Annotated in this window: 21 protein-coding genes and 1 tRNA gene; 13 read left to right on the top strand and 9 right to left on the bottom strand. The window is 60.1% G+C overall.

From position 1 onward, the window contains the following. Positions 1–56 precede the first annotated feature (56 nt). From BMZ46_RS12995 to BMZ46_RS12980, 4 genes are all read left to right on the top strand, one after another. Positions 57–1343: a murein hydrolase activator EnvC family protein gene (locus tag BMZ46_RS12995; RefSeq protein WP_074689512.1), complete on the top strand. Its 1287-nt coding sequence runs from the start codon at positions 57–59 to the stop codon at positions 1341–1343. Positions 1344–1374: 31 nt separating this feature from the next. After that, the gene (locus tag BMZ46_RS12990; RefSeq protein WP_011332024.1) at positions 1375–2694 is read left to right on the top strand and encodes a S41 family peptidase; all 1320 of its coding nucleotides are present in this window, start codon (positions 1375–1377) and stop codon (positions 2692–2694) included. 2 nt (positions 2695–2696) lie between these two features. Next, on the top strand, positions 2697–3473 hold the full coding sequence (locus BMZ46_RS12985; RefSeq protein WP_074689510.1) for a divergent polysaccharide deacetylase family protein: 777 nt from the start codon (positions 2697–2699) through the stop codon (positions 3471–3473). A gap of 116 nt (positions 3474–3589) precedes the next feature. Next, complete coding sequence (locus BMZ46_RS12980; RefSeq protein WP_039764679.1) at positions 3590–4963, top strand: Vps62-related protein; 1374 nt, start codon at positions 3590–3592, stop codon at positions 4961–4963. On the opposite strand, the gene BMZ46_RS12975 is transcribed toward BMZ46_RS12980, so the two are convergent. Beyond that, positions 4944–5699 (bottom strand): substrate-binding periplasmic protein, encoded by a 756-nt coding sequence (locus BMZ46_RS12975; protein ID WP_039764677.1) that lies wholly within the window; start codon positions 5697–5699, stop codon positions 4944–4946. The two genes, BMZ46_RS12980 and BMZ46_RS12975, sit on opposite strands and share 20 nt — an antisense overlap. Positions 5700–5913: 214 nt before the next feature. Between BMZ46_RS12975 and BMZ46_RS12970 the strand changes: the two genes are divergently transcribed. Beyond that, positions 5914–7380 (top strand): trypsin-like serine peptidase, encoded by a 1467-nt coding sequence (locus BMZ46_RS12970; protein ID WP_074689508.1) that lies wholly within the window; start codon positions 5914–5916, stop codon positions 7378–7380. A 51-nt stretch (positions 7381–7431) separates the two neighbouring features. Here the strand turns inward: BMZ46_RS12970 and hisF are convergent, their stop codons facing one another. From hisF to BMZ46_RS12940, 6 genes are all read right to left on the bottom strand, one after another. Next, positions 7432–8202, bottom strand: a complete 771-nt coding sequence (hisF, locus tag BMZ46_RS12965) for an imidazole glycerol phosphate synthase subunit HisF (protein ID WP_007897430.1) — start codon at positions 8200–8202, stop codon at positions 7432–7434. Positions 8203–8211: 9 nt separating this feature from the next. Then, on the bottom strand, positions 8212–8949 hold the full coding sequence (gene hisA, locus BMZ46_RS12960) for a 1-(5-phosphoribosyl)-5-[(5-phosphoribosylamino)methylideneamino]imidazole-4-carboxamide isomerase (RefSeq protein ID WP_056787231.1): 738 nt from the start codon (positions 8947–8949) through the stop codon (positions 8212–8214). Positions 8950–9051: 102 nt separating this feature from the next. Beyond that, positions 9052–9312, bottom strand: a complete 261-nt coding sequence (locus BMZ46_RS12955) for a DUF2164 domain-containing protein (protein WP_025110933.1) — start codon at positions 9310–9312, stop codon at positions 9052–9054. Beyond that, complete coding sequence (gene hisH / locus BMZ46_RS12950) at positions 9313–9951, bottom strand: imidazole glycerol phosphate synthase subunit HisH (protein WP_007952546.1); 639 nt, start codon at positions 9949–9951, stop codon at positions 9313–9315. Further along, positions 9951–10544: an imidazoleglycerol-phosphate dehydratase HisB gene (hisB, locus tag BMZ46_RS12945; protein WP_039764670.1), complete on the bottom strand. Its 594-nt coding sequence runs from the start codon at positions 10542–10544 to the stop codon at positions 9951–9953. The genes hisH and hisB overlap by 1 nt, the downstream gene beginning before the upstream one ends. A gap of 271 nt (positions 10545–10815) precedes the next feature. Next, positions 10816–12480 (bottom strand): OFA family MFS transporter, encoded by a 1665-nt coding sequence (locus BMZ46_RS12940; protein ID WP_039764668.1) that lies wholly within the window; start codon positions 12478–12480, stop codon positions 10816–10818. Positions 12481–12834: 354 nt separating this feature from the next. Here BMZ46_RS12940 and BMZ46_RS12935 point away from each other — a divergent pair, with 354 nt between their 5' ends. From BMZ46_RS12935 to BMZ46_RS12915, 5 genes are all read left to right on the top strand, one after another. Beyond that, positions 12835–15060, top strand: a complete 2226-nt coding sequence (locus BMZ46_RS12935; protein ID WP_074689505.1) for an AsmA family protein — start codon at positions 12835–12837, stop codon at positions 15058–15060. Then, entirely contained in the window at positions 15057–16124 is a 1068-nt protein-coding gene (mutY, locus tag BMZ46_RS12930) for an A/G-specific adenine glycosylase (protein WP_039764665.1), read from the top strand. The genes BMZ46_RS12935 and mutY overlap by 4 nt, the downstream gene beginning before the upstream one ends. After that, a complete protein-coding gene (locus BMZ46_RS12925) occupies positions 16121–16393 on the top strand; it encodes an oxidative damage protection protein (protein WP_007952551.1) in 273 nt (90 codons plus the stop codon). The genes mutY and BMZ46_RS12925 overlap by 4 nt, the downstream gene beginning before the upstream one ends. Before the next feature lie 104 nt (positions 16394–16497). Further along, a tRNA-Phe gene (locus BMZ46_RS12920) sits at positions 16498–16573 on the top strand. Positions 16574–16709: 136 nt separating this feature from the next. Then, positions 16710–17048, top strand: a complete 339-nt coding sequence (locus BMZ46_RS12915) for a hypothetical protein (protein WP_074689503.1) — start codon at positions 16710–16712, stop codon at positions 17046–17048. Here the strand turns inward: BMZ46_RS12915 and BMZ46_RS12910 are convergent. Continuing rightward, positions 17045–17494 carry a hypothetical protein gene (locus BMZ46_RS12910; protein WP_074689501.1) on the bottom strand — a complete coding sequence of 150 codons (450 nt, stop codon included), beginning with the start codon at positions 17492–17494 and terminating at the stop codon, positions 17045–17047. The genes BMZ46_RS12915 and BMZ46_RS12910 overlap by 4 nt on opposite strands. A 265-nt stretch (positions 17495–17759) precedes the next feature. Between BMZ46_RS12910 and BMZ46_RS12905 the strand changes: the two genes are divergently transcribed. Genes BMZ46_RS12905 through BMZ46_RS12895 form a run of 3 tightly spaced genes read left to right on the top strand, consistent with a single transcriptional unit; the run spans position 17760 to position 19603 of the window. Further along, on the top strand, positions 17760–18710 hold the full coding sequence (locus tag BMZ46_RS12905; protein ID WP_039764750.1) for an alpha/beta hydrolase family protein: 951 nt from the start codon (positions 17760–17762) through the stop codon (positions 18708–18710). 20 nt (positions 18711–18730) lie between these two features. After that, positions 18731–19144: a hypothetical protein gene (locus BMZ46_RS12900; protein ID WP_007952560.1), complete on the top strand. Its 414-nt coding sequence runs from the start codon at positions 18731–18733 to the stop codon at positions 19142–19144. A 6-nt stretch (positions 19145–19150) separates the two neighbouring features. Beyond that, positions 19151–19603, top strand: coding sequence for a hypothetical protein (locus tag BMZ46_RS12895; protein ID WP_039764661.1), 453 nt, complete (start codon positions 19151–19153; stop codon positions 19601–19603). 70 nt (positions 19604–19673) lie between these two features. Here BMZ46_RS12895 and gabP read toward each other — a convergent pair whose 3' ends face one another. Continuing rightward, a complete protein-coding gene (gabP, locus tag BMZ46_RS12890) occupies positions 19674–21065 on the bottom strand; it encodes a GABA permease (RefSeq protein ID WP_074689499.1) in 1392 nt (463 codons plus the stop codon). Positions 21066–21563 lie beyond the last annotated feature (498 nt).

Below are 21563 nucleotides of genomic sequence, written 5' to 3'. Positions count from 1 at the left end.
TTGCCGCGTCGGGCGGGCATACTAGGCCGTCCCTTACCCTGGTGCCGCCCGCCTCTATGCTTCGCGTCCTGATCGCCCTCGCTCTGACATGCCTGCTCCAACCGGCCTTCGCGGATGAGCGCGCGCAAACCCAACAGCAACTGGACGCCACGCGCCAGGACATTGCCGAGCTGAAAAAACTGCTGGGCAAGCTCCAGGAGGAAAAATCCGGGGTACAAAAGGAGCTCAAGGGCACCGAAACCGAGATGGGCAAGCTCGAGAAGCAGGTCGAAGCCCTGCAGAAAGAGCTCAAGAAGAGCGAGTCCGAGCTGCAGCGGCTCGATGCGGAGAAAAAAAAACTCCAGAGCGCGCGCACTGAACAGCAGCGACTGATCGCCATCCAGGCCCGCGCCGCCTACCAGAACGGTCGCCAGGAATACCTCAAGCTGCTGCTCAACCAGCAGAATCCCGAGAAATTCGCCCGCACCCTCACCTATTACGACTACCTGAGCCAGGCTCGCCTGGAACAGCTGAAGAGCTTCAACGAAACCTTGCGCCAACTGGCCAATGTCGAAAAGGACATCGGCGTGCAGCAGGCGCAGTTGCTGGCGCAGCAAAGCGATCTCGACACTCGGCGCGAAGCGCTCGACAAGGTCCGCAAGGAGCGCCAGCAGGCCCTTGCCAAGCTCAATGACGACGTGAAAGCCCGAGACCAGAAACTGGCCGCCCGCGAGCAGGATCAGGCAGACCTGTCTAAAGTCCTTAAAACCATTGAAGAAACCCTGGCCCGCCAGGCTCGCGAGGCAGAAGAAGCGCGGCAGAAAGCGCTCATCGCCCAGCAGGAAGCCGAAAAAAAGCGCTTGCGTGAGGCCGAGGCGGAAAACTCCGACGCCCCACGCAAACCGGTCAAATCGACACCCGGCGCCCTGGTATCCAGCGGCGGCGAGACCTTCGGTGGCCCTTTTGCATCAAGTCGGGGAAAACTTCCATGGCCGGTTGATGGTCGACTGCTGGCACGCTTCGGCGAAACCCGTGGCGACGATGCCCGCACCAAGTGGGACGGCGTGATGATCAGCGCCTCCGCCGGCAGCCAGGTGCATGCCGTACACGGCGGGCGCGTGGTGTTCGCCGACTGGCTGCGCGGTGCCGGGCTGCTGGTGATCCTCGACCACGGCAACGGTTTTCTGAGTCTTTACGGTCACAACCAGACGCTACTGAAGTCGGCAGGTGACGTGGTAAAAGCCGGTGAGTCCATCTCCACTGTGGGTAACAGTGGCGGCCAGGACACACCAGCGCTGTATTTCGCAATTCGTCAGCAGGGTCACCCGAGTGATCCGGCGCAATGGTGCCGTGCGCAAGGATAAGCACGCCATCTAATTCAGGAGTTCGTTCGACATGCTGCATTTGTCCCGCCTTACCTCGCTGGCCCTGACGATCGCCCTGGTGATCGGCGCGCCTCTGGCGTTTGCCGCTCAACCGGCTCCGGCCGTCGCTCCGGCAGGTACTGCCGCGACTTCCAAGGCGCCGTTGCCGCTGGAAGAGCTGCGCACCTTTGCCGAGGTCATGGACCGGATCAAGGCCGCCTATGTCGAACCGGTGGACGACAAGACCCTGCTGGAAAACGCGATCAAGGGCATGCTCAGCAACCTTGATCCGCACTCCGCCTACCTGGGCCCTGAAGACTTCGCCGAGTTGCAGGAAAGCACCAGCGGTGAGTTCGGTGGTCTGGGCATCGAGGTCGGCGCCGAAGACGGCTTCATCAAGGTCGTGTCGCCAATCGACGACACTCCGGCGTCGAAGGCCGGCATCCAGGCCGGCGACTTCATCGTCAAGATCAACGGCGCACCGACCCGCGGCCAGACCATGACCGAAGCCGTGGACAAGATGCGCGGCAAGATCGGCCAGAAGATCACCCTGACCCTGGTGCGCGACGGCGGCACGCCGTTCGACGTGACCCTGGCCCGCGCGGTGATTCAGGTGAAGAGCGTCAAGGCACAGCTGCTGGAATCGGGTTATGGCCTGATCCGCATCACCCAGTTCCAGGTCAAGACCGGCGAAGAGGTCTCCAAGGCCCTGGCCAAGCTGCGCAAGGACAACGGCAAGAAACTCAACGGCATCATCCTCGACCTGCGCAACAACCCGGGTGGTGTGCTGCAGGCAGCGGTGGAAGTGGTCGACCACTTCATCACCAAAGGCCTGATCGTCTACACCAAGGGCCGGATCGCCAACTCAGAGCTGCGTTTCTCCGCCACCGGCAAGGACGAAAGCGAAGCGGTGCCGATGGTCGTGCTGATCAACGGTGGCAGCGCTTCGGCCTCGGAAATCGTCGCCGGCGCCCTGCAGGACCAGAAACGCGCCGTGGTCATGGGCACCACCAGTTTCGGCAAGGGCTCGGTGCAGACCGTGCTGCCGCTGAACAACGACCGGGCGCTGAAGATCACCACGGCGCTGTACTTCACACCGAACGGCCGTTCGATCCAGGCCCAGGGCATCGTCCCGGACATCGAAGTGCGCCGCGCCAAGATCACCAACGAGGCGGACAGCGACTACTTCAAGGAAGCCGATCTGCAAGGTCACCTGGGCAACGGCAATGGCGGCGCGGACAAACCGACCGGCTCCGGCGGCAAGGCCAAGGCGATGCCGCAGGATGACGATTACCAGTTGGCCCAGGCCCTGAGCCTGCTCAAAGGCCTGAGCATCACGTCCGGCCGTTGAGGATGTCTTTGCGTTTCCTCTTCGTCCTGCTGTGCTGTCTGGCGGGTGCTGCTCACGCAGAACCTGCCAGACCCACACCTCAAAAAGCCTACCTGACACTGATCATCGACGACCTGGGGCAGAACCTGCCCCGGGATCGCCGGGTGCTGGCCCTGCCCGGGCCTGTCACCACCGCGATCATGCCCGACACCCCGCACGCCACCGAATTCGCCCGCGAAGCCCATCGCGCCGGCAAGGTCGTGATCCTGCACATGCCGATGGACCCGGCCACCGGCCCGTTCGCCTGGCATCCCGAGCTGCCCATCGAAGAACTCGAAAAACGCCTGAATGCCGCGTTCAAAATGGTCCCCTACACCGCCGGCATCAACAACCACATGGGCAGTCGCATGACCGCACAGCCGGTGGCCATGGCGTGGTTGATGGGGGAGTTGCAGCGCCGCCACAAGTTCTTCGTCGACAGCCGCACCAGCGCCCGGACCGTGGCTGCGCAGCAGGCGCAGAAGATCGATCTGGCGAGTGTTTCGCGGGATGTGTTTCTCGATGACGAGCGCACAGAAGCGGCGATCCTGACTCAATTGCAGACAGCGATCAGTCTGGCGCACAAAAAGGGTTCGGCCGTGATGATCGGGCACCCTTATCCACAGACGCTGGCAGTGCTGGAGCGGGAACTGCCGAAGTTGAAAGCCCAAGGTATTGAGTGGATCGACATCAAGCAGATGATCAGTGTGCGCAGCAATCGCGCCACGGCCGCGCATGGCAAAGACGGGATTTATCGGTAACAAACCGACACACGCCCATAAATAGTTACCGCCTGGCGCCTGCCCTCTTTCCGGATAGTCAGACCTGCCACAGGTCGCAACTCTTTCGAGTTGCCATTCAATTATCAGGATTGACTATGACTACCAACGACAGTGCTTCATTGCGAGACAGGCCAATGGAGCCGATCAGGCTCGACAACCTGCTGATCAACTTCACCAGCGAATTCAACCGTATCTGGAACAGCAACGGCACACGGGCCAGGCCCGCCACCTTCTGGCGCCCTGCGCCGGCTCCCGATCTTCTGCCGGGATACTTTCCGCTGGGAGACATCCTCGTCCCCAACAACACCTCCATCAACGGCGAAATTGTCGCCGCAGTGGTCTGCGAGGCAACGTTACAAGACCACGGTAACACCAGGGGCAAAGCACTCAGCCGACCCACCGACTTCGAACTTGTCTGGAAAGAATCCGGATCGGGAGCTGCCATGCGCACTTCGATCTGGCGTCCGATTGCGCCGCAAGGCTATGTCGCACTGGGTATGACCTGCTCCAGCGATCACGGCAAACCCTCACTCAACGCCATCCGTTGCGTCAGGGCCGATCTGGTCGTTGCTGCCGACCTCGGCGATCTGCTCTGGGATGACAAAGGCAGTGGTGCAAAGCTGAACTTCAGCGCCTGGAGCATTGATCCCCCGACCGCCGCGGCGGGCGAAATCTGCTTTGCGCCCGGTACCTTTATTGGCGCCCCGAGCCACAACAAACCGACAACCGGCCCTTTCGCGTATGCACTACGGATACCGATTCCGGTTCAAGTCAGCGCACCTGCAGAAGCTCCGGTACTGACTGCACACATCAATCCCGAAAGCGCAGTGGCGAAGGTCACGCAGACTGCCCGCCTGCCGTGGTTTGCAGTCAGCGATCACGCTCAACCCAATGATGGATTTCTCCACTCGCGTTACTACGATCTGAAAAGAACCGACCAATATGTGCTGGTCGGGTACGGCCGAAATACCACGGAGCAGGCTCAGTCGATCAAATGGAAAGCGCCAAGGGCGCAAAATGCAGCGGCCATGCGGCTATTCAATCGCCATACCGCCGTGGAATTCACCAAGGCCTGGCCGGCTGCGATGCCCAGTGATATCCGGGCAACAAAGTTCTCGGCGTGCCTGCCGCGGGATTTCACTCACACCGAAACGTCCTCCAGCGAGTGGAGCGAATCAGGCTCTCGGGTCGTCATCGCCATGGCGGCAAAACTCAAATCGGTCGCGGTGTATCAGATGGAAAGCCACTACGAGCTGGTACGGGAGGATGGCACTGAAGTCACCGTCCCGCTTGGTTACACCGATGACACCCGTCTTGTCATGAGTGAATACCCACCAGAAACCGTCGAGACAGTAACCCCGATGCCTGTCATGGCGGCAAACCCGTCGACGGAAGCCATCACGAGCGGCGCCGACGTTGTTGCGCAATCGTCGCCGGGCTCGTCGACCACTACAGATAGCGCCCCATGATTTCGTCGACCACGCCTTCCTTGCGCATCTGATCGAGCGCGGTTTGAAGCTTGCCAACGGCTTCGTCCGGTACGTCCTTGTTCAGTGCCAGATACAACTCGGCGCTGTTGAAGCGCAGTACGGTTTTCAGCCCGGTCACGCCATCCTGCCGCGCCAGATAGCGCCCGGCCGGGTCGCCGGTGGCCCACAGGTCGATCTGGCCGCTGACCAGTTTTCTGGCGTTGTCCTGATCACGCAGCACCACTGCCGGCTTCAACCCCTGCTTGGTCAGGGTCTCGGCAATCGCATCGCCCTTGTAGGCGCCGATCTTGTATTTGCGCGCGTCGTTGAGGGTTTCGAGGGTGATCTTGCTGTCGGCCTTGGCCAGCATGACCCAGTCGTCCGGGCCTATCGGGCCGACCCACTTGAAGAGTTTTTCGCGATCCGGAAGCCGCGCCATGACGAACGCACCGTAGCCGGGGTTTTCCAGCGCCAGCTTGTAGACCCGCTCCCAGGGGAAGCGCAGGGTCAGGCTGTAACTGATGCCGGCACGCTTGAACATCTCGCGCACGATATCCGTGGCGATACCGTTGATGTTTTCGTCCTGGGCGAAATTCTTGCCGTTCTTCGCCATGTTGTACGGCGGGAAGTTTTCGGTGAGGAGCACCAGATCGGTGTCGGGACTTTCTTCGGCGTGGCCGGTGTTGATCAACAACACGGAGGCACTGGCGAGGGCGAGAAGCAGGCGTTTGATCATGTCGGGCTACCGAAATCCATGGCGTGCCCAAGAGTGCCTTGGGTACGCCATGCTGTCTACTGGCGTTATGACTTCATACCGATAAGATCTTCCATACCTGGAAAACCAGGCCTTGGGTAGTACATAACTAACACCGCCCCGCTCTTGATCCCTGGTTTATTGGCGTTACCAGCACCACCGTGGTGTTTTAACCGATAACTCAAGAGCGTTAACGATGTATTCAATCAAATTACTGTTGTTCGCCACATTAGGATTGTTCTGTGCCACCTGCATGGCGACCAATCACGACTACGGCGAAGGCGTTAAACGCCTGTTACCTGCAATCACCCTGGATAACCGCGATGGTTCACGCGATCACTGGCAGGGTATCGGTCGCCTGACGACCGGCTACACTTGCACCGCTACCTTGCTTGATACGCTGGAAACAACAGGCGTCCAGCGCCCTCCGGCTTATGTTCTGACTGCTGGCCATTGCATCAACTTGTCCAACGGCCAAATCATGCAAAACCAACCCCTACAAGGAACCATGACGTTCAACTACTTTGACGATGTCGAAAAACATAAAACCTACAACCTGAAAAATGTGAAATGGCGCAGCATGCAAGGTGTCGACATCGCCATCGTCCAACTTGACGTCAGCCTGAAAACACTTATGGAAGATGGTATAAAACCTCTAAAACTGGCCACAGGCACACCAGCCCTGAATTCGGAGGTTCTGGTTGTGGGAGCGCCACAGTATCGAACGCTCGAAATGACAGCTTGTACGCTTAAATCCGCTCCGGACATCATTGAAGGAGATTGGGTGTGGCGTAATAACTTCAAGACTCGCTGCAAGAGTATTAAAGGAGGCGTCTCAGGGGCACCGCTGCTTGATCGCTACACCAATGAAGTCATTGGTGTCGTAGGTACAGGTAATGAGTATCCGCCTATATCCCCTTGCGACCTGGATGAACCCTGTATACCAACGAAAAAAGGTTACTCTGCAATCGAAGGTAATCTTTACGGAAGTTTTGTACCCCACCTGAGAAGCTGCTTCCGATCTGGCTTTCTATTTGAAAATTACTGCGAACTCTATCCGACATTCAATGTAGAAACAGACAAGCGAACCTCCGCCAAATACAAGAAAATCAAGATGTCGAAAAGCGGCGCTGCCATAGCACCGACTTGGGATTACCGGTTCTCTATCGACACAGCGTTCTATCGTCACAAGACAGTCCGCGTGGCAAAAAAATGCGAAAGCCCCTTGAACTACTCCGCCGCGATCAGTTCCGAAAACTCCATCATCAATACCAAGATAGGTTCCAGAACCGGGCGTTATTTCCTTTGCATCATTGGCACAAACTCTTCCAGGCCAGAGTTACCGCCAGGGCTCTTACGAAATGCCTTGTCGCTGCCTATCGTTCTGATTGAGGACGAAATCGTTCCGCTTCCTGATCTCAACCTGAAAAAAAGACCCACTTATATTTTGGTGACTTCGGAAGGGGCAAGCAAAATGTACTCCTACAAAGTCGGTCCATCCGACAGCATTGACTGTCAAGCCCCCGATGGATTCAGCCCAAAGTCGGAGTATATGGAAGTCTATCTTCACAAAAAGGATTTGCCTGCCACTCTATGCAGTGTTGCGTATGACCGATCAGATGACAGGTCAGAGGTAAGGGTTGACCAGTTCGACACGCTTTAACTCTCCAGACCTGCATCCCCTTTGAAGCGACTACTCCAAAGGGGATGCTTGCTAGCGCATCACGATGCCGCGATGGGCCATGTAGGCCTTGGCTTCCTGAACGGTGTATTCGCCGAAGTGGAAAATACTCGCCGCCAGCACCGCGCTGGCGTGGCCTTCAAGGATGCCGTCAGCCAGATGCTGCAGGTTGCCGACGCCGCCGGAAGCGATCACCGGAATCCCCAGCGCATCGCTGATGGCGCGGGTCACGCCGAGGTCGAAGCCGTTTTTCATGCCGTCCTGATCCATGCTGGTCAGGAGGATTTCACCGGCACCCAGGCCTTCCATTTTCTTCGCCCACTCGACCGCGTCGAGGCCGGTCGGCTTGCGGCCGCCGTGGGTGAAGATCTCCCAGCGCGGGGTTTCGCCCGGGCCCGAAACCTTCTTCGCATCGATGGCGACGACAATGCATTGCGAGCCGAAATGCTGCGCCGCTTCGCCGACAAATTCCGGGTTGAACACGGCAGCGGTGTTGATCGACACCTTGTCCGCACCGGCGTTGAGCAGGTTGCGGATGTCCTGCACGGTACGTACGCCACCGCCGACGGTCAGCGGGATGAACACCTGGCTGGCCATGCGCTCGACGGTGTGCAGCGTGGTGTCACGGCCATCGACACTGGCGGTGATGTCGAGAAAGGTAATCTCGTCGGCACCCTGCTCGTCGTAGCGACGGGCGATTTCCACCGGGTCGCCAGCGTCACGGATGTTCTCGAACTTCACACCTTTGACGACCCGGCCGTTGTCCACGTCCAGGCAAGGGATGATGCGTTTGGCCAGCGCCATGGTCAGTCCTCAGCCTTGGTACGAATCGCAGAAAGCTTGCGCTTCGGCGACATCGAGAGTGCCTTCGTAGATCGCCCGGCCGGTGATGGCGCCGATGATGCCCGGAGCCTTGGCGTCGAGCAGCGACTTGATGTCACCGAGGTTGTGAATGCCGCCGGATGCGATCACCGGGATCCTGGTGGCAGCCGCCAGCGCAGCGGTGAACGGCACGTTGCAGCCCTGCATCATGCCGTCTTTGGCGATGTCGGTATAAACGATCGAGGACACGCCGTCGGCTTCGAACTGTTTGGCCAGGTCGATGACCTGCACGGTGCTGATTTCAGCCCAGCCATCGGTGGCGACAAAACCGTCTTTGGCATCCAGACCAACGATGATCTTGCCCGGGAACGCACGGCAGGCTTCAGCGACGAACGCCGGATCCTTCACCGCTTTGGTGCCGATGATCACGTAGCTGACGCCAGCCTTGACGTAGTGCTCAATGGTTTCCAGCGAACGGATGCCGCCGCCGATCTGGATCGGCAGGGTCGGGTAGCGCTTGGCGATCGCGGTCACCACTTCGCCGTTGACCGGCTGGCCTTCGAAAGCGCCGTTCAGGTCGACCAGATGCAGACGACGGCAGCCGCCCTCCACCCACTTGGCAGCCATGCTCACCGGGTCATCGGAGAACACTGTGGAATCTTCCATGCGGCCCTGGCGCAGACGTACGCAGGCACCGTCTTTGAGATCGATAGCGGGAATAATCAGCATGCTTTTTCCTTCGTCAAAAGAGCTGCAAGCTGCAAGCCATAAGCTGCAAGCGCGCACGCGTGTGTACTTCTTGCAGCTTGCAGCTTGAAGCTTGCCGCTGCCCTAATTCTTCTCGAGCGCCCACAGGTCGCTTTCGATGCTTTCAAACCGCTCCTTGAGGTGGGTCTGCACATCGAAAATCGCCCTGTTGTAATAGTGCGGAGCAATTTCGCGGGTAAACAGCTCAAGAATTTCCGCCGCCTCGAACGAACCCAGGTCCAGTTCGAAACGATCCTCCATGAACCGCTGAATCTTGCGGTTGGCCTCGTTCTCCTGCTCGGGAGTAAGGGTCAGGATCGGCGGTTTGGATTTCTTGACGGCCATTTACCAGCGACCGTCCCACGCCGCGAAGTTCTGCAGCAATTGCAGGCCATGGGTATGGCTCTTCTCCGGGTGGAACTGCACGGCGAAACGCGAACCTTCGGCCAGTGCCGCGGCGAAATCGACGCCGTAATGACCGCTGCCGACCACCTGCCGCGGGTTGCCGGCGGCGATGTAGTAGCTGTGCACGAAGTAGAAACGCGCCAGGTCCGGAATGTTGTGCCACAGCGGGTGATCCACCGCCTGCTTCACTTCGTTCCAGCCCATGTGCGGGACTTTCAGGTGCTCGCCGTCTTCATGCAGGTCCTTGCCGAAGAACTTCACCGCGCCCGGAAACAGGCCGATGCAGTCGACGCCGTCGTTCTCTTCGCTGCTGTCGAGCAAGGCTTGCATGCCGACGCAGATGCCGAGGAACGGACGATCCTGGCTGACTTCACGTACCAGCGAATCGAAACCGAGGCGACGGATCTCCGCCATGCAATCGCGAATCGCACCGACACCGGGGAACACCACGCGGTCGGCTTCGCGGATCACTGCCGCATCGCTGGTGATCAGCACCTTGCCGGCACCGACGTGCTCGAGGGCCTTGGCCACCGAGTGCAGGTTGCCCATGCCGTAATCGATAACTGCAACCGTCTGCATTACAGGACGCCCTTGGTCGAAGGCATCTGGCCGGCCATGCGCTCGTCCAGCTCAACGGCCATGCGCAGTGCGCGGCCGAAAGCCTTGAACACGGTTTCGATCTGGTGGTGAGTGTTGGTGCCGCGCAGGTTGTCGATGTGCAGGCTGACCAGCGCGTGGTTGACGAAGCCCTGGAAGAATTCCTGGAACAGGTCGACGTCGAAGCCGCCAACGGTGGCGCGGGTGTACGGCACGTGCATCTGCAGACCCGGACGGCCGGAGAAGTCGATCACCACGCGCGACAGCGCTTCATCGAGCGGCACGTAGGCGTGGCCGTAGCGACGGATGCCTTTCTTGTCGCCAATGGCTTGCGCGAAGGCCTGGCCGAGGGTGATACCGACGTCTTCCACCGTATGGTGGTCGTCGATATGCAGATCGCCCTTGCATTGGATATCCAGGTCGATCAGCCCGTGACGGGCGATCTGATCCAGCATGTGCTCAAGAAAAGGAACACCGATATCGAATCGGGCCTTTCCGGTGCCATCAAGGTTGATCGAGGCTTTGATCTGGGTTTCCAGAGTGTCGCGCTCGACAGACGCCTTACGTTCGGCCATCACCAGCTCCGCAAAATCATTGGGCGAAAAAGGCAGCCATTATAGGGGCGCGGGGCCGAAACAGAAACACGATAGGTGGAATGACTGACGGATAGAACCCCGCGCTGTCGGGGATAGACATGTCCATACAAGCGTTCAATGGCACTGATCGCTCCCACGCTCTGCGTGGGAGTGCAGCCCCGGACGCTCTGCGTCCACTTCGAATGTGACGCAGAGCGTCACAGGGAGACATTCCCACGCAGAGCGTGGGAACGATCAGGTGTAAACGAACTTAGTGGAACAGAACCGCCGTCTTCTGCAGGGTCACCCACACACCCCACGCCAACGGAATCCCCACCACCAGCCACGCAGCGATCGCCAACGGCTTGCTGCCCGGCGCGGCTTTCCACTCCAGCACGGTGCTGCCGTCAGCACCCTTGTCGTGGCCCAGCGCCTGTTCGGCAGCCAGTTCGGCGTCGGTCATGAAGTACTTGTCGGCCACCGGGCGTACCAGCAGGTTGCACAGGAAACCCAGCACCAGCAGGCCGGCGAGGATGTACAGGGTGATGTCGTAAGCGGCGGCGCGTTCAACGCCGATGCTCAGCTGATACTCACGCAGGTAGTTCACCAGCACCGGACCCAGCACGCCAGCGGCAGCCCAGGCGGTCAGCAGACGACCGTGGATCGCGCCCACCATCTGCGTACCGAACAGGTCGGCCAGATACGCCGGAACGGTGGCGAAACCACCGCCGTACATCGACAGAATGATGCAAAACGCAGCCACGAACAGCGCAACGTTGCCCAGGTGACCGAGGTTCGGGATCAGCGCGTACAGCGCAAAACCCAGTGCGAAGAACACGAAGTAAGTGTTCTTGCGGCCCAGGTAGTCCGAGAACGAGGCCCAGAAGAAACGACCACCGATGTTGAACAGGCTCAGCAGACCGGTGAAACCGGCCGCAATTGCAGCGATGGAAGCCAGTTGACCGGCGTCCAGCTGACCGAACGGCAGATCGTTACCCAGCAGCTTGCCACCGAACACTTCCTGCAACAGTGGCGAAGCCATGCCGAGGATGCCGATACCGGCGGACACGTTCAGGCACAGCACCAGCCACACCAGACGGAATTGCGGGGTTTTCCACGCCACGTTCACGTGAACGTGACGGTGGGTGATCATCGCGTTCGACGCTTTCTTCGCCGGTGCAGTCCAGCCTTCAGGCTTCCAGCCGGTTGGCGGTACGCGGTAAGCCAGCGCGCCACCGATCATGAACACGAAGTAGATCGCGGCCATGGCCACGAAGCTCTGCCACACGCCGACACCGGTTGGCGAAGCGAAGTGACTCATCAGAGCGGTCGCCAGTGGTGCACCAACCATCGCGCCACCGCCGAAGCCCATGATCGCCATGCCGGTCGCCATGCCGCGCTTGTCCGGGAACCATTTGATCAGGGTCGAGACCGGCGAGATGTAGCCCAGACCCAGACCGATACCGCCGATCACGCCGGAGCCTATCCACATCAGCCAGATCTGGTGGGTATAGATACCCAGCGCAGAAATCAGCAGACCGCCGCACCAGCACAATGCCGATACAACGCCGGCCTTGCGTGGTCCTGCGTGTTCGAGCCAGCCGCCCCAGATCGCTGCCGAGCAGCCGAGGAAGATGAAGAACAGGGTGTAGATCCAGCCGAGCATGGAGATCGGCCAGTCGCATTGCGACGAGAAGACTTGTGCGATGAAGCTCATGTCCGGTGCGCAAGCCACCGGAGCGGTGACGCCCAGCGCCTTGGACAGCGGCAACCAGAACACCGAGAAGCCGTAGGCCATGCCGATGCACAGGTGAATGGCCAGAGCGGCCGGCGGGACCAGCCAACGGTTGAAACCGGGCTTGGCGATGATGCGTTCCTTGGACAGGAACCCGGGCTGATCGGCTTTGAAGCCGTCCGCCGTAATGGTCGTGCTCATTGTGTATCCCCCAATTATTAGTATGGTTCGCCAGCCACTGCCCACCCCGGCCTTTATGCACGCAGGCATGACCGTTTTTTGCGGGTGAAGCTCCTTGAAAGCGCGACGTTAAGTCGCAGATGGGCGGACGAACGGGCGAAGGTTACCATTTGCACGTGACAGAAAAACCAAACTGATATCACCTTTTTCATGTCATCTGATCTCAGGACGCCCGGGAACCCCGATGCCGATCGTTGTCGAAGCGCTGTATATCGCGGTTCTGCAGCCTTGACGTGGCACCGCAACAGCGCGGGTTGATGCAGCGCTATACTCCCCGGCTAAATTACGAATTCGACTACTTACAAGGACTCGCCCATGAAAGCGTTCGGCAAAATCCTGGGTCTGGTACTTCTCGGGCTGTTGCTGATCATTGTGGCGGCGGGCTTCGCCCTGACCCACCTGTTTGATCCCAACGACTACAAGGACGAGATCCGCCAGATTGCCCGCGACAAGGCCCACATCGAGCTGACGCTCAATGGCGACATTGGCTGGAGCCTGTTCCCGTGGCTGGGCCTGGAACTGCACGAGGCCAGCGTCGCGACCCTGGCCAAGCCTGCAGAACCGTTCGCCGACCTGCAGATGCTCGGCCTGTCCGTACGCGTGCTGCCGCTGCTGCGCCGCGAGGTGCAAATGAGCGACGTGCGCGTCGAAGGCCTGAACCTGCGTCTGAGCCGTGACAAGAATGGCCATGGCAACTGGGAAGACATCGGCAAGGTGCCGCCCAAGGCCGGCAGCACACCAGCGCCGACCACCACGGCCGAAACCGCCCCCGAGGCCCCTGCGCAACCGGAAAAACCGGCCCAGCCGATCCGCCTCGACATCGACAGCCTGACCGTCAACAACGCCCGCGTGGAATACAACGACGAGCTGACCGGCAAGCAATTCAGCGCCGAAAGCATCCAGTTGAGCACCGGCGCGGTTCACGATTCGACCAACATCCCGGTCAAGGCCACCGCGTTCCTCGGCACCAACCAGCCAGTGCTGCGGGTGCGCACCGAGCTCAACGGCGAGCTGCGCTTCGAGCGCGCCCTGCAACGCTACAAGTTCGAAGACCTGAAGCTGTCCGGCGAAGTTGCCGGCGATCCGCTGCAAGGCAAGACCGTGACCTTCGCCGCGCAAGGGCAATTGCTGCTGGACAAGGCCGCCAACGTCGCCGAATGGACCGGCATCAAGCTTTCGGTCAATCAGCTGCGTGCCTTGGGCGAACTGAAGGCCAACGACCTGGACAAGACGCCACAGATCACCGGCGGGATTTCCATCGCCCAGTTCGACCTGGCGAAATTCGTCGACAGCATCGGCCAGACCCTGCCAGCCATGGCCGAAGGCAGCCTGAGCAAGGTTGAACTGGTCAGCCGTGTCGCCGCGACGCCGACCAGCCTGGCGCTGGACAACATCAACCTGAAACTTGACGACAGCAGCTTCAGCGGCCGTATCGCCGTCGAAGATTTCGCCAAGCAATCGCTGCGGGCGGTCCTCAAGGCCGACACCTTTAACGTCGACCGTTACCTGCCGCCGAAATCGGAAAAAGCCAACAACGCTACCCAGGTCCGCCAGGCCGAAGTCGCCAGCACCGAGGCCGATGCCATGGCCGGGGCCGGCAGCACCCCGCTGCCGGAAAAACCGAGCAAAAGCGCCTGGAGCACCGAGCGCCTGTTCCCTGTCGAGCGCCTGAGCAAGCTCGACGTCAACGCTGACCTGACCTTCGGCCAGTTGACCCTCGACAAATTGCCGATCCAGAACGCCGCACTGAAAGCCACCGGCCAGGGCGGCCTGCTGACCCTGGAGAACCTGCGCGGCGAGCTGTACAACGGCGACTTCGAAGCCAAGGGCACGCTGGATGTGCGCCAGACAGCACCGGTGCTGAACCTGCAAACCCGGATCAACCGCGTGCCGGTGGAGAAGATCCTCGAAAGCCAGGGCAAGAATCCGCCGGTCAAGGGGCTGGTCAATCTCACCAGCACCGTCACCGGCAGCGGCAACAGCCAGCAGGCGCTGATCGAAACCCTCAACGGCAACGCCAGTTTCGTGATCAACAACGGCGTGCTGCTCAACGCCAACCTTGAGCAGCAACTGTGCAAGGGCATCGCCACCCTCAACCGCAAATCCCTGAGCGGCGAGCCGCGCGGCAAGGACACACCGTTCCAGGAGCTCAAGGGCAACCTGACCTTCCGCAATGGCGTGGCCAGCAACCCGGACCTGAAAGTGCGCATCCCCGGCATGAGCGTCAACGGTGACGGCGATATCGACCTCAAGGTGCTGGGCATGGACTATCGCGTCGGCATCGTCGTCGAAGGCGATACCAGTGCCATGCCGGACCCGGCCTGTCAGGTCGGCGACAAATTCGTCGGCATCGAATGGCCGCTGCGTTGCCGTGGCCCGCTGGAGCTGGGCGCCAAGGCCTGCCGCGTGGACAACGAACGCATGGGCCAGGTCGCGAGCAAACTGGCCGGCGACAAGATCAGCGAAAAAATCGACGAAAAACTGGGTGACAAAGTCAGCCCGGAACTGAAAAACGCATTGAAGGGGCTGTTCAAGCGATGAGAGCGGAGCAGTTTTCCACGGCGGTGCTGGAGTGGTTCGACCGCCACGGCCGCCATGATTTGCCCTGGCAACAGAACATCAACCCGTACCGGGTGTGGGTGTCCGAGATCATGTTGCAGCAGACCCAGGTCAGCACTGTGCTCAATTACTTCGACCGCTTCATGGCCGCCCTGCCGACGGTCGAAGCCCTGGCCGAAGCGCCGGAAGACGAAGTACTGCACCTGTGGACCGGGCTCGGTTACTACACCCGCGCGCGCAATCTGCAGAAGACCGCGAAGATCGTCGTCAGCCATTACGGCGGCGAGTTTCCCCGGGATGTCGAGAAGCTCACCGAGCTACCGGGCATCGGCCTGTCCACTGCTGGCGCGATCGCCAGCATCAGCATGGGCCTGCGCGCGCCGATCCTCGACGGTAACGTCAAACGGGTGCTGGCGCGTTTTACCGCGCAGGAGGGTTACCCCGGCGAGCCGAAGGTCGCCAAGCAACTGTGGGCCAACGCCGAGCGCTTCACGCCGCAGGATCGGGTCAACGCCTACACCCAGGCGATGATGGACCTGGGCGCCACGCTCTGCACCCGCAGCAAACCGAGCTGCCTGCTGTGTCCGCTGAAAAACGGCTGCGAAGCACACATGCTGGGGCTGGAAACGCGCTACCCGATCCCCAAGCCGCGCAAGGCCATCCCGCAGAAACGCACGCTGATGCCGCTGTTGGCCAACGAGGACGGCGCGATTCTGCTTTATCGCCGCCCGTCCAGCGGATTGTGGGGTGGTTTGTGGAGTCTGCCGGAACTCGACGACCTCGACGATCTGCAACACCTCGCCGCGCAGCACTCGCTGGAACTGGGCGAGCAGCAGGCGCTGCCGAGCCTTGTCCACACCTTCAGCCACTTCCAGCTGTCCATAGAACCCTGGCTGGTTCAGGTGCAGGAGGCCGGCGGTCACGTGGCCGAGGCCGACTGGCTCTGGTATAACCTCGCCACCCCGCCGCGCCTGGGCCTCGCCGCCCCGGTCAAGACCTTGCTCGAACGCGCGGCCACCGTCTTGAATGCAGGAGAGTCGACATGACCCGCACCGTAATGTGCCGCAAGTACAAAGAACAACTCGAAGGTCTGGAGCGCCCACCGTACCCGGGCGCCAAGGGCCAGGATATTTTCGAACACGTCTCGGCCAAGGCCTGGGCCGACTGGCAGAAACACCAGACCCTGCTGATCAACGAAAAACGCCTGAACATGATGAACGCCGAAGACCGCAAATTTCTTCAGGGCGAAATGGACAAGTACTTCTCCGGCGAGGAATACGCTCAGGCCGAAGGCTACGTTCCGCCCGCAGAGTAAACCCCGCGAAATCGGGGGTCGGATCGTAAGCGACGGAATTAATTTAAGAAATTTTAAAAAAGTGTTTGACGTAAATCCGAAAAACCCTTTTAATGCGCCCCGTTGCCCAGATAGCTCAGTCGGTAGAGCAGGGGATTGAAAATCCCCGTGTCGGCGGTTCGATTCCGTCTCTGGGCACCAAATACCGAAAACCCTGAATCGCAAGATTCAGGGTTTTTTTATGCCTGCGATTTGATCACGGCCCGATTCCGCCCTTCTCGCAGGCCGGAATTGGCGATACGTTGCACAACCCTTACGGAAGAGGGTCATCCCCGCGATGAACCAGAAAAGAACCCGCGTCCCCCTGCCCCACCCCGCGCCACCCGCGAAGCGCACCGACTGGTTGATGATCGCGCTCGGCCTGTTGCTGATCCTGTGTATCGGCCTGATCGCCTATGAAACCGTGGACGGCTTGATTCAGGGCCGCATCGGCAACATGGCACGCGGCAAACGCTTCGCCGTGTATTCGCTGGCCGCACAACCGGTGAATTTCTGGTTCGCCGTCGCCACGCATTGCTTCCTCGCCCTCTTCCTGTCGGGCGCCGCGTGGTTATTGATCTGGCTGGGCCGCACAGCAACGGTCGCGCCATCCCGGCGCGACCGGCAACGTCCCTAGCTGTTGTCGTTCCAGTGGAACACCAGATTGCGCGCAGCACCGCCGCCTACTTGCGCCACATCCCGACGCGTTTCACCCTTGCGGGTGGCGACGACCGTGTACTTGCCTGGCGGTAACTGAACGTACACCAATGGTCCGGTTTGATTGAGCGTCAGCACGGTTTCACCGGGGGTTTTCTGGATCGCCACGTCGACATCGGCGGTGTATTCGTTTTGCGTACCGACAGCGAAGGTCATGTGCAGGTTGTAACCCGCGGATTGCTGAATGGCTTTCGACTCATCTTCACCAATCCCGCCGGCCAGATAACGAACACCGTTTTGCTCTTGCTGCTGAACCTGCACAGCGGAATTGTTGATCGGCTCCAGACTTTCAGCCTGCGCCATGAGCGGAAACAGTAATATCGCCGCAGCGGCGACGGGCAGCACGAATGAAAGAACGCGTTTCATGAGGACGACTCCCGGGTTCTCGCGGAACCCAATCGTTACCTCTTTTTAGATTTTGTCTTGCGGGGTGGGTTTTAGAACGATTGGGAGTTGCCTTGAATGCGAAAAAGACTACACAAGTCTTTCCCAGCCAATTCATGACGCACTGCGTCACGAATTGGCGACCGCCTAATCGAACCGTCAATCCGGTACGCACTGCATACCAAATCATTGCGCTGCATCCCGCATGAAGTTCATTCTCGACCCGTCCCCGAAAGTCTGGATCGCCATGAACCTACAAAGCGCGACGCTGCCACTCGGTCAGCTGTCAGCAGAAAGCGAGCCCTTCCAAGAGCCCGCCGCCGACGGCTATCTGCTCGGCGGTTTCACCTGGCGTCACGTCTCACCGGATCCACAACGCCCGGTTGTGATCATCAACGCCGCCACATCCGTGCGTTGCCGCCACTACTCGCGCTTCGCGGCGTATCTGTTCGCCAATGGGTTCGACGTGATCATTTACGACTACCGCGGCATTGGTGAATCGCGGCCAAAGTCGATGAGGCATTTGCAGGCTTCGTGGACGGATTGGGGCGCGCTGGATTTCGAAGCGATGCTCACACGCGCACAGAGGGAGTTTCCCGGTCAGCCGGTCGATGTGGTCGGGCACAGCTTCGGCGGCTGCGCAGCAGGCCTGGGGGCGTCCGGGAAGATAATCCGACGACTGGTGACCGTCGGCGCGCAGTTCGCTTACTGGCGCGATTACGCGCCCGAGCATCGCTGGCGGATGTTCGGCAAATGGCATCTGCTGATGCCGCTGGTCACGCTGTTCTGTGGATATTTTCCGGGCAAGCGACTTGGCTGGCTGGAAGACACGCCCGCCGGCGTGGTGCGCGACTGGAGCACACCTGCCGCACGTTATGAGCGGCGTCCGAGCGGTAGAACGATCCGCAACCTGCCCTTCGCCAACGTCCAGGCCAAAGCCCTGGCAATCAGCATCAGCGACGATCCCTACGGCACGATTCCCGCCATCGAACGCCTGCTGGCTTACTTCCACAATGCACAAAAGACCCACCTGCGAATCGAGCCGCAGGACATCGGTGAACAGCAAGTCGGACATTTCGCCTTTTTTCGCAGCGCATACCAAGCCACACTATGGCCCATCGCTCTGACCTGGCTGCAGACCGGCGAACTGGCCTGCGACACACCGGGGCGCGAAATCCCACGCAGCCAAGCCCTTTAACGCACCACGGAACACACACCATGGCTTCCGCCAACAAACAGCAAAAACGCGCCGCCCGGGCCAAGACCAAGGCCAAGCAGAACCGCACTAAACGTGCCGAGGCGCCGGTCGAGCTGGACCCGAACGACGACCGCATCGATTTCGAATCGGTGGACCTGACCGAACTGTTCAAGAAAATGATCGACGCCGAGAAGATCAGTCAGCAGGCCCTGTGCACCGCGTTCCTCGAGGACCCGCTGCTGGAGCTGGTGTACGAGCAGGAAGGCGAAGAAGGCGCGATGGACTTCATCCTCGCCGCGCTGATCGAGTACCGCCAGTGGTCCACCGAGACCGACGAGGCCGGCGCTCTGGCGTGGATCGAATCGCCGGATTTCCAGAAAGACTATGTGGCCGCGTCCGACGCAATCGCCGCACAAACCCAACAGAAAAACTGAGTTCCCATGGCATCCCTGAACAAGCAACAGAAACGCGCCAAACGCGCCAAGGCCAAAGCCAAGCAGATCCGCATGGTCGGTCGCAAACCCCTGGCGCAGGACGATGACCTCGGCCACCTGGCCGAGCCGATCCCGGAATACACCTTGGCGATGTTCAGCAAGATGCGCGACGCCGAAGCCGTCAGCCGCAATGAAATGCTGCTGACGCTGCTGCGTGAACTGGCGTTCATCATCGTCGACCATCCTGAACTGCTGGACATGGAAAACGCCGAGAACGAAGGCATGGCCGCCACTCACCTGGCCGCCGACATGCTGATCGACTACCGCATGTGGGCCGATGGCATGGATCGCGAGACCGCCCAGGCGTGGCTGAGCGAACCGCAGTTCATCAGCGATTTCGGGATTGCGCTGGACACCTACGGCCAGTCGGTGGAAGCGCAGGAAGAGAAGAGCGAATAAACCGCTCGCAGTAACAAAAACGGCCGCTTGTCATCACTGACAGCGGCCGTTTTGCGTTACGCGTTGCGGATCAGTTCAGCACCGCGGCGCCACGCTTTTCCAGATTGCGGCGGCGGGCCACCAGCAGACCGGCCGCGACCACCAGCAGGCTGAGCAGGCCGGTCGCGAGGATTTCCACGCGGTGGGCCTCCTGGAACAGCATGATGGTCAGGGCTGCCACGATGAACACGATCACCGCGTAGGTCAGGCCCGGGAACAACCACATGCTGAAGACGATTTTTTCGCCGCGAGCCATGCGTTGTTTACGCATGCGCAGTTGCGAAATCGCGATCACCAGGTACACCAGCAGCGCGATCGCGCCGGAGCTGGCCAACAGAAACTCGAATACCGCCGCCGGGGCCACGTAGTTGGCGAAAGTGCACAGGAATGCCGCGCCGGTGGACAGCATCACCGCCCAGTAAGGGGTACCGCTTTTGTTGGTGCGGGTCGCCATGGCCGGAGCATCGCCACGCTTGCCGAGGGAGAACAGCATGCGCGAAGAGGTGTACAGCGCCGAGTTCAGGCAGCTGGTCACAGCAACCAGAACCACGATATCAACGATCATCTTGGCGTTCGGGATGCCCATGCGCTCAAGCACAGTCTGGTAGGAACCGACGCTGGCCAGAACCGGGTCATTCCATGGCACCAGGGCCACGACGATGAAGATCGACACGAGGTAGAACAGGCCGATCCGCCAGATCACCGAGTTGGTGGCCTTGGAGATCTGCTTGCCAGGGTTCTTCGATTCCGCGGCCGCAATGGTCACGATCTCGGTACCCATGAAGGAGAACATGGTGGTCAGGATCGCGCCCAGTACCGCGCCCATGCCGTTCGGCAGGAAGCCCTGGGTGTCGAAGATGTGCGACACGCCGCTGACCTGGCTGTTCGGCAGGAAGCCGAAAATGGCCGCAACGCCGAGGATGATGAAACCGATGATCGCCACGACTTTGAGCAGGGCGAACCAGAATTCGAACTCACCGTAATTTTTCACGCTGAACAGGTTGGTCACGGTCAGCAGCATGGTGATGATCAGCGCGAACGCCCAGATATCCACACCCGGGAACCACGCGTGCAGGATGGTTGCGGCGGCGTTGGCTTCCAGCGGAATCACCAAAACCCAGAACCACCAGTACAGCCAGCCGATGGTGAAACCGGCCCAGTGACCGATGGCGCGGTCGGCGTAAGTCGAGAACGAGCCGGTGTCAGGCGAGGCAACCGCCATTTCGCCGAGCATGCGCATCACCAGCACAACCAGCGCGCCAGCAGCGGCGTAAGCCAGCAGAACGGCTGGACCGGCAGCGGCGATGGCGTGGCCGGAGCCGACGAACAGACCTGCACCGATCACCCCGGCGATCGACAGCATGGTCACATGACGCGGTTTGAGCCCCTGTTCGAGGCCATTGGAGCTTTGGGTACTGCTCATTGGAACTACCTTTGCGAGGAAAGCGATTGCGTCCGGCCCGTCTGGCGTTCCTTCTCGTAAAAAGAATCCAACGGGGCGTTCCGGATTCTGCACGCAATAAATGCGCCAAAATGTTTCAAACTCTTCTGCCGTGCGGTTTTCCGCGCGACCGGACAGTCATCGCAAGTCCTTGAGAATAATGGCCTTTCGCCAAAACGTTACCCTGCGACTCACTTTTCAAACGAACGAGCGCACCAGAAACACACTGAAAAAGTGCGGGATGCACAATAAAAGGGCGAATGAGGAACGATCGGCCGGATAGCGCTTCCAACACCCCGCCAAAGGTGGCAACATCGCGCCTTTTTTTACGCGACACCCACGGGAATCAACGTTCAAACACCCGTTCGGTTGTTGATGGGGCGACAGTCTGCTGCGCCGATGCGACAACCTGCCACACGCCATCCGTTTACCGCTCGTAGCGCTGTTGGCTGCCATTGAAACGCTATGCTAGCTTGGCCG

The sequence above is a fragment of the Pseudomonas sp. NFIX49 genome (assembly GCF_900115915.1).
Classification (GTDB): domain Bacteria; phylum Pseudomonadota; class Gammaproteobacteria; order Pseudomonadales; family Pseudomonadaceae; genus Aquipseudomonas; species Aquipseudomonas pharyngis.
This window is presented reverse-complemented; position numbering and strand designations above follow the sequence as displayed.